We start from the raw sequence: 14,357 nt of genomic DNA, 5'->3' as shown, positions 1-14,357 counted from the left end.
CGAAAAACATTATGCTATTCCAAATCAGTAGATATGCTTAAATACTCAATTCGCTTGTTACTTCACTATTTCAAGTATAGAGAAATACCCGTCCTTAACTGATTCATCCCGCATTTATGCAACGCCCCTAAAAAAAGAGTGGAACGGATAATTTAGAAATTACGTCTCTGCGGCTAGTAGCGCTGAGTAAATTGACACAACATCATACAATACTCAGTTTGGAAATCCGGTTCATCAAGGTGGTATCTATACATAGCGTAATCGGAAATTTTTAGCTGAGGTTTTATGAATCGGACAATTTGCATTGGACTGATGGCATTGCCTGTTTATTTATACAATGCTCAATTAGGCAATACTCATAGTATTGACGTGTCAATTGTTGAAGACCAGCTTCCCATAATAACTGCTCTAGTCGTTTACAGCACAAATTCTCAGTTCGATAAATTTCCGTGGCAAATATCGGCTAGAGATGACCAAACCGAAGATTGTCTTCGCGCTGGTACTTGCAGAGATTGATACTAATTCGTAATTCGTAATTCGTAATTCGTAATTCGTAATGACGCTCTTACGGACGCTCGTTCCTCGCTACCGCTTCGCTAACGTAATTTGTAATTTCAGTAATTTTATCATGATACGGAGAGGGTTAATGGTTGCAGGAAATCAACGCACAGTAGTGGTGACAGGAGCATCAACAGGAATTGGTCAGGCGTGTGCTTTGCTTTTAGACCAGTTGGGCTTCTCTGTTTTTGCTGGCGTGCGTCAAGATATTGATGCTCAAACACTTAAACAGAAAGGGTCACAAAGGCTCATTCCGATTTTTTTAGATGTTACTGACGCTGAATCGATCGCAGCTGCTGTTGATCAGGTAACAAAGGCAGTCGGTGGTGCGGGGATTTTAGGTTTAGTGAATAATGCCGGAATTGCTGTCCCTGGCCCCTTAGAATTATTAGCGATCGCAGAATTTCAACACCAAATGCAGGTTAATGTCACCGGGCAATTAGCAGTGACACAAGCGTTTCTTGGTCTATTACGCCAGGATCGGGGCCGAATTGTCAATATGGGTTCCATTTCTGGTAGAAGCCCTACACCGTTCCTGGGCGCTTACAATGCTTCCAAATTTGCGCTCGTTGCACTTAATGATGTGATGCGGATGGAGTTACGCCCTTGGGGAATCTCGGTTTCAATTATTGAACCTGGTTCCATCGCTACCCCAATCTGGGAAAAGTCCTTAAGTCAATCTGAAATAGCACAGCACGATCTACCCCAAACGGCACAAAATCTTTACGGACAGGCGATGAATATTGTCCGCAAGAAAATGCAGATTATCGCATCTGGGGGAATTTCTGCGGATATTGTCGCTCAGGCTGTTGTCCATGCGCTCACTGCAAAACAACCCAAGACACGTTATCTTGTTGGACTAGATGCCAAAATTGGAGCTGTGCTAAAGCATATTTTGCCCGATAAGCTGCACGATCGCGTTATTTTATACTCAATGGGTTTGTAGATTAGTTCCCGTTTTTCAGAGGTCGTTACCCTGAATGCAAAAGCTGTTGTTGCTAAAATCATGATTTTCATCAGCAAAATCATGGTTTTCATCAACAAAAGGATCTGTTTCATCAGCAAAATCATGGTTTTCATCAACAAAAGGATCTGTTTCATCAACAAAAGGATCTGTTTCATCAACAAAAGGATCTGTTTCATTGACAAAAGGATCTGTTTCATTGACAAAATCATGATTTAGGAACGAAATTAAGTTCAAAATTAGACCTCTTGCATAAATCAAAAATAAAGAATCCTACCCCGCATTTGAGTAAAGCAAACCCTCCCCTCCCCAAAGCATCCTACAGTGTACACACAAGTCTCGTCGCAGCCATATCTTTATTAATAAATCTCGCACTGCGTTTCTATCCCGCCTCGGAATGAATTCCGAGTCTCATAGCTGAACTTTAGTTCAGGGCGGGATGTCGGTGAGTGTGATAGTTTAACTCTGACAAAAATGTGGGTAAAAGAGTTGAAACCTATGTGGACTGCACTTGTGTGTACACCGTAGCCAAAGCATCGGGGAGGGGTTGGGGGTGGGGTGTTAGGGACTTTTGCAAGAGGTCTATTGCTGTAACAAAACTCTATATTCAAGAACACTAGAAAATTGTACTTAACAGTACCTTTTTTTGTGTTGGATGTTTTTAATATTCATAAGAGTACCTTATTTAAGATTAAAATTTTTGCTATTTGTACTTATACTAGTATTTCTACTTACTTAAAATCAAATATCAGCATTACGATGTGCTACACATAACTTATATTTGAACAATTATCCTGAATGCTGCTAGTTTAGTTAGTAGTTTGGGTGAAATGTACTTAAATTAAGGGATCAATTCCCTAAAACCAATATATTTAGTCAATAAATTTTGTCATCCCTATTCCTGAGTGAACTCGATTAGTTATGCTCCTAGATTTAGAAAGATTTTATCAGGCTTGCAATCCAAGCAGACCTATAATCATAGGAAATGCCAGCGATCGCAGATACTATATCGATTTTGCTGCGGTGCGGGGTGGTAAAATCATTGAGGCTTTGCAGCGCACGATCGCTAAAATATCGCCGGATGTCCCAACCTGTCAACTATTTACAGGACATCTCGGTTGTGGAAAATCAACGGAGTTGTTGCGGCTCAAAGCTGAGTTAGAAGTGCAGCAATTTCATGTAGTTTACTTTGAGTCTACCCATGTCTTAGAAATGGCAGATGTGGATGTGACTGATATTTTGTTGGCGATCGCAGGCCAGGTGAGTCAAAGCCTAGAAGCAATGAAAATTAGGCTCAAACCTACCTACTTTACCAAGTTGTTTGGTGAACTTGTGGATTTTCTGCAAACGCCAATTGACCTTGCGGTAGAAGCAGAATTGTCTGTGGGGATTGGCAAAATTACAGCTAAAACGAAAGAAAGTCCCCAATTGCGGCGGCGGTTAAGAGATTATCTAGAACCGCGAACAGCAAATATTTTACAGTCAATTAATCAAGAATTGCTAGAACGTGCCAATAAGGAACTGAAAACCAGGGGTAAAAAAGGACTAGTGGTCATTGTTGATAACTTGGATAGAGTCGCAATTCGACCTTTACCATCGGGGCGATCGCAATTTTTTCTGGTCTTTGCCTGAACATAACTTGAGTGGCTTGAAGCAGGCTGGTGATAGCAATGAATATAGTTGTGTTTCGATTTCCTCTATTGGCGGCGCTGGTACATGTTTTTGTTGCCGCAGGTCTGGGTTTCCTTTGCGGGCTGGACGTTTTGTACTCATGATGTATCACTAAGAACATCAATCAAGATATTCTTAGATTACATCTTATGGTTTCTTTTTGCTTAAGTTGACACCAATGAGCATTGCTGTGCCCTTACGAAAGATATGGTTTTTAAGGGCTGACCAATCAAACCAGTTGCGATCGTTGGTAAGAATGTCGAGGATAACGTTGCTGTCTACCAAGACGGTCATGGATTGTCGTCGCTACGGGTGAGGGTCATGATTTGGTCAGTGACGAGGTTTCCAGCAGCGCAACCCCGCATGGCGTCAATCCAGGTTGAGATTTTATCGGTAAATTGTATTTTCTTGAGGTAAAGGCGATCGCCTTCGATTTCAAACGCTAATTCTACATCAGGAGAAATGTTTAGCACCTCTCGGATTTCAGGAGGGATGGTAATTTGACCGTCAGGTGTAATCCGCATAGTGTGTTTGTTGTTCAAGCGTTCTTATGTCCTCATATTAATGTTGGTTGAAGTGTTTGGCTAATAGCTTTTCTACATTATTTTGCACTATTTTAATTGTACATCTTGGTAGCATTGAGTGAAGTACCCGTCAGCAAGGGAGCGAGGGCGATGTACGCAACCGTCACACAACCACTGACTTTTGAAGAGTTTCTTGCCTGGGACGATGGTTCAGGCAGAGAGTTTGAGCTATTGGATGGAATTCCCGTGCCATTATCAGAACCAAATGCAAATCATGAGGATTTGATCGAGCGACTGTGTGCCTACTTAGAAAATCACTGCCAAGAAAATGACCTGCCTTACGTGTCGCGCCAGTCCAAGCAGGTTCGGCTCAAAACAGTACCAGGAGAAAAGGAAAAAAGCCGGAAAGCAGATATTGTCATATTTGCTAGAGAAGAATGGCAGAAGATGAAAACTAGCTCTAGTTCTGCTGCTGCATATATTCCACCACCCGGAATCATTGAGGTCGTTAGCAACAACTGGAAGGACGACTATCTGACAAAACTTGCTGAATATGAGGACTTGGGCGTTTTCGAGTACATCATTGTAGACTATGCTGCTTTTGGTGGCATTCGGTTCATTGGCTCTCCCAAGCAGCCAACCATTACAATCTACCAACTTGAAGGTGCAGAGTATTTACCCCCAAAGGTGTTTCGAGGGCAGGATCGAATTGATTCTAGATTGTTTCCGAACATTCCCTTAACGGCTGAACAGATTTTTGCAATGAGTCGCTGATTAGCAACGAAGAAATTTATTCTAGTCGTCTTCTTGGCACTAGTTTAAGGCGCGATCGCCCTTAGTAGTGGCAAAGCGATCGCTATACCCACCGCCAAGCATTTGGTCGGAGCGGTGCTAAGATAAATATGCCGATTCACTCGCGCCAAAGTTCAATGACTATTGCCAAACTGTCCGAACTAGGCATTACTCACCTTCCCGACCATACTGAGTTACCAGAGTCGGATGGGACTTTTGTGAAAAATTTTCAAGAACACCCGCAAAGCATACTTCTAACTGACTCCGTTCAAGGTATATTACAGCAAATTCACTCAGATAAGCAGTATTGTATTGGTCAAGATTGTGGCATTTACTGGCGTTTAACCGAACCACCTGAACGCGGTGCCGAAGCACCCGATTGGTTTTACGTCCCGAATGTTGCACCTATGTTAAATGGTCAGTTTCGACGTTCGTATGTGTTGTGGCAAGAATATGTCGCTCCCCTAATTGTACTGGAATTCGCTTCTGGGGATGGTTCAGAAGAAAGAGACAATACTCCAATTACTGGTAAATTCTGGGTATACGAGCAAGCAATCCGCGTACCTTTTTATGGCATTTACGAATTTAGCAAAGCTGCGATTGAGGTTTATCACTTAGTTGATGGTAGGTATCAGCAACTCACAGCTAACGAACGTGGCCACTATGAGATTTCTTTGATGGGTGTCGAATTGGGTATTTGGCAAGGACAGTATGGAAATACTACAGCGCCTTGGTTGCGTTGGTGGGATACACAGGGAAATTTATTACTAACTGGTGAGGAAAAATCGCAGTTATTAACATCCCAATTAGAACAAGAACAGCAAAAAGCCCAGCGTTTAGCAGAACGCTTGAGACAGCTTGGAATAAATCCTGACGAAGTTTAATACAGCATAATTCAGAATTTAGAAGTCAAACACGCTTTATTACTAGCTTTGAGACGCAAGCTTGTGTACTTCACTTTCCTTGAAAGCTGCTGTAGTGATTAGAGATGGATTCAACAATCACAGGATGCGATGTCTACGACGGGCTACGCCTACGTACTTCCTGCATCCGAGTATTTTTTAATGCAGTAGATAATTGGCGCAAGCGATCGCTTTCTAAACCCCTATACACAAAGACAAATAAACGCTCTAGAACCTTAGCTTCTCAGCGATGGAGTTTACCTATATTCCCAAATAGAGGCTGCTTCGGGCTTTCGATTTTGTTCTAAGATGGAATCAGAAATCGGATACAGAAAAGGTTGCTTCTATGCATTATCCCAACCTCAGCCGCCAAGAAATTGCTCAACATGGCGAAAAACTTTACCAGCAGAGTATCCGTACCCAAGTCGAAACAGCAGAAAATATCGGCAAAATCATTGCAATCAATATCACTACAGGTGATTACGAAATAGATGACGATTTAATTGTGGCTTGTCATCGGCTGCAAGCCAAACAGCCAAACGCAATCATTTGGACAGAGCGAATTGGCTATGATGCTGTTTATGCAGTCGGTGGTACGTTGGTTAGGACAGCACAGTGATACATGGGATTGTTGGGCTTCAGGCAGGTATAAGTGTCACTATTTGTCGTTTGGGGCGTGCAGAAGTAGAAATTGAATGTGTTGTCGATACAGGATTTGAAGGGTTTTTAACATTGCCATCTACGGTAGTCACAGACCTCGATTTGCCTTACGTTGCGCCAATCAAAGGGAATCTTGCGGACAATTCTCGTATCATAACCAATGAACATCTGCGCCACTATCTTGTGGAATCGCACAGAACGCTTGATCCCAGTTTTAGCGATGGGTCGTCGTCCCCTAATTGGCACAGCACTCCTGGAAGATTATCATCTCAGCATCGATTTTTGTGAGGGAGGGACAGTGCTGGTAGATGATATCATGTAAAAAAATCCCTATTACCTGCTATTAGTCAAGGTCTTAGGGATTTTTTGCTTACGGGACTGGTGCGGCTCGAACGCACGACCTGACGCTTAGGAGGCGTCCGCTCTATCCAACTGAGCTACAACCCCAACTATGAAGCATATATAATTATAGCAGTACTTTTACCGAGACTGCCAAAAATTATCCCAACTGCTGCCGCCTACTTCTAAACCACAAAGAAAACTTTCTGCTTTCAAGATTATTTTAGATTTTCTCCCATTTACTTCTCGTAACTCTAATTTTAACTTTCCTTGCATGGTGTCTCGGCAACAGTATATTAAACCATCCTCTGTGGGCGCACGCAGAGGTGTACCAGGTAAATCTGTGGTTCCTATCAATTCAATTTCATAATTAGAGTTGGTAGCTTTCATTTGCCATCTACCCCAAGGCTGAATTTCCCAATCTACTTGTGAATTCCAGGGAACAAATTCATAAAACTTGCCTTGATAGTGCAAGCCAATCATCGCTACAGATTCCATCCACCACAGCACACCCCGCCGTCCACCGCCAGCAGTTAATGCTAAATCGGGTTCGCCTTCAAAGCAATTACAATTTAGCCAAAACCATTTTTGCGGAAAAGCACCACCCCAATTTTTCTCGCCGTAGGCTGGGGCGTTGGTGAATTCGTAGATTTTGCCATTCCAGTCAATTTTTCCACTGGCTAAACCGTGAGCCATCAAAATTTGCCATCCAGGTTCAAAAATCTGTGAGAATGACAGCCAGCCAGCAGTTGATTGCTGAATGCTATTTTGATTACCCCAACCGTATACAGGTTGAATTTCATACTCCCAACGGCAATAATTATTGGTGGCGCGATCGCAAATTATTCCCTGATTCAAGGTGGCTGTAGCTTGATAACCCTCTTGAACATGATGCTCAAACTCTGCTGGGAGCAGGTATAGAGGAGAAATTTGCAAATCTGTTTTACCCCAATGACCTAAACCCAGGACATCTCGACTACCCCAAAATTTATTCACATCAGGAAAAGTACGCCATAAATACTCATCATCCGGGCCGAGGATTTGGGCTGCACCGCCACTATGGGGTTTACCGCCGATGGGGTCTTCGATGGAGTACATAAAGGCGAATGTTTGCTCAATTTCCGGTAAAGTGACGCGGTAATACCAGCCTTCAAAAAAGCGGCGACTACTACCATCCCAGTGATAACCAGAATGGGGCGTTTGAGTTGATTGGAGGAGATTTAGGGGAATAGTTAACATATATCTATATAGTTATAGTTGCCGATTTTTTCAGTATGCGCGATGACCTCGATATCAATCATGCTTATGAAATTCTTGGGCTGGAACCGGGTGCATCACAAGCACAAGTAAAGCGAGCTTACCGTCAACTGGTGAAAATTTGGCATCCCGATCGCTTTCTCGATCAAAAGCAAAAACAGGAAGCTGAGGAAAAAATCAAATCAATCAACTCAGCTTACAACAAGCTCAAATCAGAAAGTCCATCTGAGCCTCCTATTCCTGAAAATCCATCTTCATCTTCGCCTAAAAATCCCACAAAAATATCTGTGAATCGTTGGGATGCTGAAACTTTCTATAGTTTAGGAGTAGAAAATGCTACAGAAGGAAGGTATGAGGATGCGATCGCAGATTTTACCCACGCAATTCGTCTAAATCCTCACTATGTTGAGGCGTATAAATATCGTGGGCTAGTTTGCTCTCAACTGGGATACGAATATAGAGCCGCTTCCGATTTAAATAAAGCTGCACAAATAGAAGAAGAGTTAAAAAATCCGGGCGCTGCTCGTAAATCGCGATCGCCTAGATATGTATCCAAACCTAGACCTCTGCTAGAAAGATTTTGTCAGGGGATTAAAAAGATATTACGGTTAAATCGGCGTTGGAGATAAAAAGCGAATATATTTTGAGACGCTTCAGACAGCGACACCATACCTTGAGTTAGTTAATACTTATACTTGGGAATACTAAGTAAAGTTAGATTTGCTGCTGATTTTCTAGTATGAGCGATCGCTTCGATATAAATCATGTTTACAATATCCTGGGGTTAAAACCAGGTGCATCTGTTGATGAAATCAAGCAAGCTTATCGCCAGATGGCTAAGACTTGGCATCCAGATTCTTTTCTGGAACCGCAGCAAAAGCTAGAAGCAGAAGAAAAAATCAAAGAAATCAATCAAGCTTATGCAAGGTTAAAGTTTTATCAGCCAGATGAGACAAATCAATCTGCTTCCACATCTACCAAAATTGATTTGACTCCATCTAATGCTGAAAGTTTCTATAAACTGGCTATGGAGAAAGCTCAAAAAGGAAAATATACTGAAGCAATTGAAGACTTTAGCAAAGCGATTCGTCTCAACCCCAAATACTTTGAAGCTTATAAATACCGAGGGCTTGCTTGCTCAAAACATAGTAGTCCAACTCCTAGTGCTTCTCCTCAAACAAAAACGACGATAATCGAAAGAACCAGGGAAGTACCTGTTCCTGTTGCTGTTCCTGTTCCACAACAGCAAGTTACACCTCCATCTGCACCTCGCCAACCGGATATTAACATTACTATTCCACCCCAGCAGCCTGCGGCAGAAAAAGCGCCTTCTGCAATCCAGCCAACCCCTAAAGCGACACAAAGTCCGACGACAAGTCCAACTAGTAATACTCCTAGTTCGCAGAACGGTACTTCTAATACTGTTGCGCCAGGTACGAAAAGTGATACCTCTAAAACCACTCCACCTCAAGGAGTAGATCAGTCAAACAGTACATCTAATAGCGATTCTTCTACCGCAGATGATACTACTACAGGCGGTTCTGCTCAATAACGACTTCTGAACTTTCAACCCACTTGATATGCTGGCATTAACGCCAACATCTAACAAGTGGGAATATTTTTAAGAAAGATTTCTGAATTGTTGCGAAAAATTAATGGTACTCAAGTTTAGTAAACGTGTCTTGTAGCTAAACAAACATGATGCTAGATTAAGAGCAAGGTACAAACAGGTTAAGAGTTAAATAAAAACTTTCCAGTTAGAGCCTGTACCTCCTGCTCTAATGTTCAAGCGATCGCTATGCTTGGTTGTGGCATCCATTGAATGTGTTTTCGCCTTAAGTTCAATGAGTTGTTTTGGAGGTTTTAAAACGCACAGCCAGAAAATGCCTGCCTAGTTGGAATGTAAGGATGTGCAATTCTGAGTAGAGCGATCGCCAATGCTGTCCACCTTAGTTTGAGTTACTTACTTCTGAATTCTCCAATCTTCAAGAAACCGCCCCAAGCTGCTGATACTTATCCACCGTAGCTTCAGGCGGTTTCTGCTTTGAATGTTATGCATTTAAATTGCACACTGACCAGTAAGGGCTGTCCTTTGTCATTTGTCCTTTGTCATTTATTTAGACCAATGACCAATGACCAATGACCAATGACCAATGACCAATGACTAATGACTAACTAAGGTAATTACAGTCACTTCTGGCGGACAAAATAAACGTCCTGGTTTATAAGTTCCTAAGCCCCGATTGACATATAGTTGATTTTCTTCAACCTTGTGAAACCCTTGCGCCCACTCCCAATATCGCACGACTTTAGAACAGTCTCCTAAGAAAAATGTTACCCAACGCCGTAATTTTTTGGGAATTTGTTTGAGTAGCTTTTTATAATGGAATACTACAGGGCCAATGCCTGGAATTACGATGTGACCACCGTGGGTATGACCAGATAGTTGCAAATCTACCCGCCATTGTTGCAATATCTTAGCTGTATCTGGATTATGGGATAAAACAATGCGCGGTGTAACCGAGTCTAGTTGATTCATAACTGGTGCAGGGTAGAATTCCCGTGACCAATAATCAGCTAGTCCAACAAGGGGTAATTCTTTTCCTAGTGGATAGGCGATTTCATTCCAAAGCACATGCACCCCAATGCTAGTTAACGCCTGTGTAACTTCTGCTTTTGAGTGGCTGTAATAGATATCGTGATTACCAAGTACGGCGTAAATACCACAGCGACTTTGCAGATGTTTGAGTCGATGCACCAGTTGGTGAATCGGCGTCGGATCGTCAGTTACGTAGTCACCAGTTAATAGAATTAAATCTGGTTCAGCTTCGTTAGTAAGTGCGATCGCTTTTTCTAACATGTCTTCCGACAACCGCAAACCATCGTAGTGAAAATCTGACAACTGCACTAGCGTTGTACCTTGTAAAGATGCTGGAAGTTCCGCAATCTTAACCGTGATTTTATCTACTCTTAAATGTCCCGTAAACAACCAATGCATAAGGCAACCGATACTCCTCATACCAGCGCTTATAGCTTACCAAAATTAAAATGTAACTTGATAAACTGCAATAATTTATGTCATCTACTCCAGATACAATTAACTAATTGATTGAAATTCTGAAACTAAACTAAGCAGGACTCACTCGAATTTGCAGGTACTCATTAGCCAGAATACCTGCTGTGATTCTGTTCTTGAATTTTTAAATTTGGATTACTTATTCACCCTGTAGGGTGATTATAGTAACTTCTGGCCGGCAAAATAAGCGTCCTGGGAGGTAAGTTCCCAAACCACGATTGACATATAGCTGATTTTTTCCCAGATGATGTAAACCCTGTGCCCATTCCCAATGGCTGACTACAGAAACATTTTCTGACAAAAATGGAAATCGACGCTGCACTTTTTTAGGTATTTTTTCTGCAAGGTTGTCGTAAAAAAACATTGCAGGGCCAATTCCGGGAATCACGATTTGACCACCGTGAGTATGACCAGATAATTGTAAGTCAACTCGCCATGCTTGCAGTATCTCCGCAGTATCTGGGTTGTGGGATAAAACGATGCGAGGTGTGTTGGGATTTAGTTGATTCATGACTGGTACAGGATTAAATTCCCGTGACCAATAATCAGCTAGTCCAACAAGGGGTAATTCTTTTCCTAGTGGATAGGCAATTTCATTCCAAAGTACATGAATTCCAATGCTAGTAAGGGCATCGGTAACTTCTGCTTTTGCGTTTTTGTAATGTATATCGTGATTGCCAAGAATAGCATAGATACCACTGCGACTTTGCAGATGTTTGAGTCGAAGTATCAATTGGTGAATCGGCGCGGGATCGTCAGTTACGTAGTCACCAGTTAATAAAATTAAATCTGGTTTAGCTTCGTTAGTAAATGCGATCGCTTTTTCTAGCATTTCTTCCGATAGCCGCAAACCGTCGTAGTGAAAATCTGACAACTGCACCAGCTTCTGACCTTGTAACGATGCAGGCAACCCTGTAATGTTAACCGTCAATTTCTCTATACTCAACGGCCCAGATAACAACCAATGCATAAGACGTTCACTAAAGCTCAATCATAGCGCTAACAGCTTAACGAAACATCCTCGATTTGTGTGTAGAGATTCAGTACAACTTATTAAAAATTTAATGAAAACTAATCAAAAGCCTGAAAGCTATACATAGTAAAACTTTTCAGCCTAAATTCCACTTTTTTGCACAGATAATTCGATTCAACCCAAATAAGAAAACCCCTCTGCTTTCGTCGTAGTAAAGTCATTACAACGCAAAGGGATTTCATTTTTTATTTTTGTATAGCGTATAGGCAGATTTTAAAGATAATGCTGGCAAAAAACCAGTTTCTCTGATGTTGTGTTTATTCTAACCTGCCTACTCAGTTCAGCCTAGTACAGTACGGCGTAAATAAACCACCCATTCCAAATCGCCAAAAAGTCTGCCCTATAAGCTTTTTGACTTTTGACACTTCGACTCCTTTCGACTGCGCTCAAGGCAAGTCACTCAGTGTTAACTTTTGACTTTCGCCTTGCGGTACTAGTCCCAATCAGGAATCTCAGCATCTTCTCCACCAACCCCGATTCCAGTGTTAAAGATTTCGGCATCAGTGAGATTGAGATCATTCATTGATGCTTTATACACATTAGAATCGTGAATCGTAGCGCGAGTAAAATTTACCCCGTTGAGATTGGTTTGCTTCAAATTCACATTGGTTACATAAGCTGATGTTAGGTTAGCACCTGCCAAGTTTGCACCAGTTAAGTCAGCACCTTCGAGGTTAGCCCCTACAAGGTTGGCTCCTTGGAGCTTCGAGCCTCTCAAGTCAGCACCAATTAGATGAGCGCCACTAAGGTTAGCTCCTGATAGATTGCAGTTAACACATACCCCAGTTGAAAGCAGCTTTTCTAAGTCCTGCGGATTCTCGGCTCTAACCGAGCTACTGAAAAATAGGGGAGTTGCTAAGGCCATGGCCGCTAATAGCTGGAGTTTCATAATTTTCCCCCTTAAATAATCAAGTTGCGTCCGTTCTGTCCCTCACAACTCTATTATCTCATTAAACTTCTTTAGGTCAATCTATCTCCTGACAAGCTAGTTGTGATATGAGACAGGGATAACGGTAATCTAAATATGCCGTTAATTCTGATTTTTGGCGATTTTTACTTGACAATCCTGCAAAAACTGCCAGTGTTAAATCACTGTTAAATCTTTTTAAAAGTTTGCACTACTTGCCATAATTTGGCTATTTTGATAAGTATTTATACTTCTTTAAGCCCTCAGAAATTCTCGCATATACTGATTAACCAATTCAGGTTGTTCTTGCTGCACCCAATGGCCACAATTAGGTATGTACTTGATTTGAAAATCCCTAACATAGGCTGCGGTGTCGTAGGTTAGTTCCTTGCCGAGTGCAGTGTCATTTTCTCCCCAAATCATCAGTGTTGGCACTTCCAGAACGCCCCAACTTGGATTTAGCATTCTCTGTTGAAAAATATTGCGGTAGTAGTTCAACATTGCTGTGAGGGCACCGCGTTTTGCAGCAGCACTTTTATAAGCGTCAATATCCGCTTTGGTGAAAGCACTTTTGTTAACTGCTGTACCTTTAAAAGCTGTTTCAATTGCTTGGTAGTCTGAAGATTGTAAAAGTAATTCTGGTACCCACGGTAGTTGAAAGAGGAATATGTAGTTGCTACGTAGCAACTGTTGAGGAGTGCGTAAGCCTTGGGCAAATTTCGCAGGATGAGGCAGGTTAAGAATAATTAATTGTTCTAACATTTCGGGGTAAGTATATGCAAAATTCCAAGCGATCGCACCACCCCAATCATGTCCAACTAATACACATTTTTGATATCCTAATCCTTTAATTACTCCCTCAACATCTTTGATAAACTCATCCATTACATAAGCTGATTGCTCATTTGGTTTATCACTATCGTTGTAGCCACGCAAGTCAAGGGCGACGACTTTAAAATCTTGGGCAAATTCTGGTATTTGATGCCGCCAAGAGTACCAAAACTCAGGAAACCCATGCAACATCAACATTAAGGGGCCTTCACCTTGGGTAACGTAGTGTAGTTTTACCCCATTGGTAGTTATATATTCGTGTTTCCAAGAACTTTCTATTAGAGACATAATTAATCCCAATTCAGCATTAAAAAACACTAAATGATAATACTGTACTTAGCAAGTGTAATATTATTTTGATCAGCCTCACATCTATTGAAAGACAGTATTACGATAGTGATTTTTTGCAAAAATATTAGACAATTTGCCCTGCGGTAGATGTGAATCGTGGGTAAATTTTGGTAAAAGGTAGATATAATACTTCCCAACTACCATGACACAACAGTTGACAAACCATGCTTCATTGTGGGTTGAGCGACTGGGACGATTTGGCTATATTTCCAAGGGAGTAGTTTACGGTATAGTTGGACTACTTTATCAAGCTTTTAGTGGCAAATTTCGTAAAGAACTCAATTTAACTGAATTAAGCAACACAGAAGTTCAATGGGTAATGAGGATTTGCAGATTTGGTTTAGCGGCACGGGGTATAGTATTTTGGGCGTTGCATAAATGCGGGATGAATCAGTTAAGGACGGGTATTTCTCTATACTTGAAATAGTGAAGTAACAAGCGAATTGAGTATTTAAGCATATCTACTGATTTGGAATAGCATAATGTTTTTCG

At 41.6% G+C, this 14,357-nt stretch carries 18 protein-coding genes, 1 tRNA gene and 4 pseudogenes; 12 read left to right on the top strand and 11 right to left on the bottom strand.

Annotated features, from left to right (window positions below):
• The 3 genes and pseudogenes from LC586_RS36255 to LC586_RS36245 all read left to right on the top strand — a co-directional run.
• Window positions 1-102, top strand: a pseudogene (locus LC586_RS36255) (IS1 family transposase); the annotation flags it as partial.
• Window positions 103-285: 183 nt separating this feature from the next.
• A complete protein-coding gene (locus LC586_RS36250) occupies window positions 286-516 on the top strand; it encodes a hypothetical protein (RefSeq protein ID WP_229490403.1) in 231 nt (76 codons plus the stop codon).
• A gap of 130 nt (window positions 517-646) precedes the next feature.
• Entirely contained in the window at window positions 647-1,504 is an 858-nt protein-coding gene (locus LC586_RS36245) for an SDR family NAD(P)-dependent oxidoreductase (RefSeq protein ID WP_229490402.1), read from the top strand.
• Window positions 1,505-1,519: 15 nt separating this feature from the next.
• On the opposite strand, the gene LC586_RS36240 is transcribed toward LC586_RS36245, so the two are convergent.
• Entirely contained in the window at window positions 1,520-1,759 is a 240-nt protein-coding gene (locus LC586_RS36240; protein ID WP_229490401.1) for a hypothetical protein, read from the bottom strand.
• A 684-nt stretch (window positions 1,760-2,443) separates the two neighbouring features.
• On the opposite strand from LC586_RS36240, the pseudogene LC586_RS36235 reads away from it, so the two are divergent.
• Window positions 2,444-3,130 (top strand): annotated as a pseudogene (locus LC586_RS36235) (P-loop NTPase fold protein); the annotation flags it as partial.
• Here the strand turns inward: LC586_RS36235 and LC586_RS36230 are convergent.
• From LC586_RS36230 to LC586_RS36220, 3 genes and pseudogenes are all read right to left on the bottom strand, one after another.
• Window positions 3,128-3,295, bottom strand: a pseudogene (locus LC586_RS36230) (IS4 family transposase); the annotation flags it as partial. The pseudogenes LC586_RS36235 and LC586_RS36230 overlap by 3 nt on opposite strands.
• Before the next feature lie 45 nt (window positions 3,296-3,340).
• Window positions 3,341-3,487: a hypothetical protein gene (locus LC586_RS36225; RefSeq protein WP_229490400.1), complete on the bottom strand. Its 147-nt coding sequence runs from the start codon at window positions 3,485-3,487 to the stop codon at window positions 3,341-3,343.
• Window positions 3,484-3,717, bottom strand: a complete 234-nt coding sequence (locus LC586_RS36220) for an AbrB/MazE/SpoVT family DNA-binding domain-containing protein (protein ID WP_229490399.1) — start codon at window positions 3,715-3,717, stop codon at window positions 3,484-3,486. Before LC586_RS36220 ends, LC586_RS36225 begins: the two co-directional genes overlap by 4 nt.
• 150 nt (window positions 3,718-3,867) lie before the next feature.
• Between LC586_RS36220 and LC586_RS36215 the strand changes: the two genes are divergently transcribed.
• The 5 genes from LC586_RS36215 to LC586_RS36195 all read left to right on the top strand — a co-directional run bounded on the left by LC586_RS36215 (window position 3,868) and on the right by LC586_RS36195 (window position 6,393).
• Window positions 3,868-4,491: a Uma2 family endonuclease gene (locus tag LC586_RS36215; RefSeq protein WP_229490398.1), complete on the top strand. Its 624-nt coding sequence runs from the start codon at window positions 3,868-3,870 to the stop codon at window positions 4,489-4,491.
• A 155-nt stretch (window positions 4,492-4,646) separates the two neighbouring features.
• A complete protein-coding gene (locus LC586_RS36210) occupies window positions 4,647-5,393 on the top strand; it encodes a Uma2 family endonuclease (protein WP_229490396.1) in 747 nt (248 codons plus the stop codon).
• A 104-nt stretch (window positions 5,394-5,497) separates the two neighbouring features.
• Window positions 5,498-5,719, top strand: coding sequence for a hypothetical protein (locus LC586_RS36205; RefSeq protein WP_229490394.1), 222 nt, complete (start codon window positions 5,498-5,500; stop codon window positions 5,717-5,719).
• A 38-nt stretch (window positions 5,720-5,757) separates the two neighbouring features.
• Window positions 5,758-6,030 (top strand): hypothetical protein, encoded by a 273-nt coding sequence (locus LC586_RS36200; RefSeq protein ID WP_229490392.1) that lies wholly within the window; start codon window positions 5,758-5,760, stop codon window positions 6,028-6,030.
• Window positions 6,031-6,231: 201 nt separating this feature from the next.
• Window positions 6,232-6,393: a pepsin/retropepsin-like aspartic protease family protein gene (locus tag LC586_RS36195; RefSeq protein WP_229490390.1), complete on the top strand. Its 162-nt coding sequence runs from the start codon at window positions 6,232-6,234 to the stop codon at window positions 6,391-6,393.
• Window positions 6,394-6,444: 51 nt separating this feature from the next.
• Here LC586_RS36195 and LC586_RS36190 read toward each other — a convergent pair.
• Window positions 6,445-6,518: transfer RNA gene (locus LC586_RS36190), tRNA-Arg, on the bottom strand.
• A gap of 33 nt (window positions 6,519-6,551) precedes the next feature.
• Window positions 6,552-7,649: a tocopherol cyclase family protein gene (locus LC586_RS36185; protein ID WP_229490388.1), complete on the bottom strand. Its 1,098-nt coding sequence runs from the start codon at window positions 7,647-7,649 to the stop codon at window positions 6,552-6,554.
• A gap of 35 nt (window positions 7,650-7,684) precedes the next feature.
• Between LC586_RS36185 and LC586_RS36180 the strand changes: the two genes are divergently transcribed.
• Window positions 7,685-8,296, top strand: coding sequence for a J domain-containing protein (locus tag LC586_RS36180; RefSeq protein WP_229490386.1), 612 nt, complete (start codon window positions 7,685-7,687; stop codon window positions 8,294-8,296).
• A gap of 110 nt (window positions 8,297-8,406) precedes the next feature.
• Window positions 8,407-9,219 carry a J domain-containing protein gene (locus LC586_RS36175; RefSeq protein ID WP_229490384.1) on the top strand — a complete coding sequence of 271 codons (813 nt, stop codon included), beginning with the start codon at window positions 8,407-8,409 and terminating at the stop codon, window positions 9,217-9,219.
• A 612-nt stretch (window positions 9,220-9,831) separates the two neighbouring features.
• Here the strand turns inward: LC586_RS36175 and LC586_RS36170 are convergent.
• From LC586_RS36170 to LC586_RS36155, 4 genes are all read right to left on the bottom strand, one after another.
• Window positions 9,832-10,665, bottom strand: coding sequence for a metallophosphoesterase (locus tag LC586_RS36170; RefSeq protein ID WP_229490382.1), 834 nt, complete (start codon window positions 10,663-10,665; stop codon window positions 9,832-9,834).
• Between the two features lie 217 nt (window positions 10,666-10,882).
• A complete protein-coding gene (locus LC586_RS36165) occupies window positions 10,883-11,713 on the bottom strand; it encodes a metallophosphoesterase (RefSeq protein WP_229490380.1) in 831 nt (276 codons plus the stop codon).
• Window positions 11,714-12,209: 496 nt separating this feature from the next.
• Window positions 12,210-12,665: a pentapeptide repeat-containing protein gene (locus LC586_RS36160; protein ID WP_229490378.1), complete on the bottom strand. Its 456-nt coding sequence runs from the start codon at window positions 12,663-12,665 to the stop codon at window positions 12,210-12,212.
• A 273-nt stretch (window positions 12,666-12,938) separates the two neighbouring features.
• Complete coding sequence (locus LC586_RS36155; RefSeq protein ID WP_229490376.1) at window positions 12,939-13,802, bottom strand: alpha/beta fold hydrolase; 864 nt, start codon at window positions 13,800-13,802, stop codon at window positions 12,939-12,941.
• A 205-nt stretch (window positions 13,803-14,007) separates the two neighbouring features.
• Between LC586_RS36155 and LC586_RS36150 the strand changes: the two genes are divergently transcribed.
• The gene (locus LC586_RS36150) at window positions 14,008-14,292 is read left to right on the top strand and encodes a hypothetical protein (RefSeq protein WP_229490374.1); all 285 of its coding nucleotides are present in this window, start codon (window positions 14,008-14,010) and stop codon (window positions 14,290-14,292) included.
• On the opposite strand, the pseudogene LC586_RS36145 reads toward LC586_RS36150, so the two are convergent.
• Window positions 14,256-14,357 (bottom strand): annotated as a pseudogene (locus tag LC586_RS36145) (IS1 family transposase); the annotation flags it as partial. The gene LC586_RS36150 and the pseudogene LC586_RS36145 overlap by 37 nt on opposite strands.

This window comes from Nostoc favosum CHAB5714, assembly GCF_020829495.1.
In the GTDB taxonomy this organism is placed as follows: Bacteria; Cyanobacteriota; Cyanobacteriia; order Cyanobacteriales; family Nostocaceae; genus Nostoc; species Nostoc favosum.
This window is presented reverse-complemented; position numbering and strand designations above follow the sequence as displayed.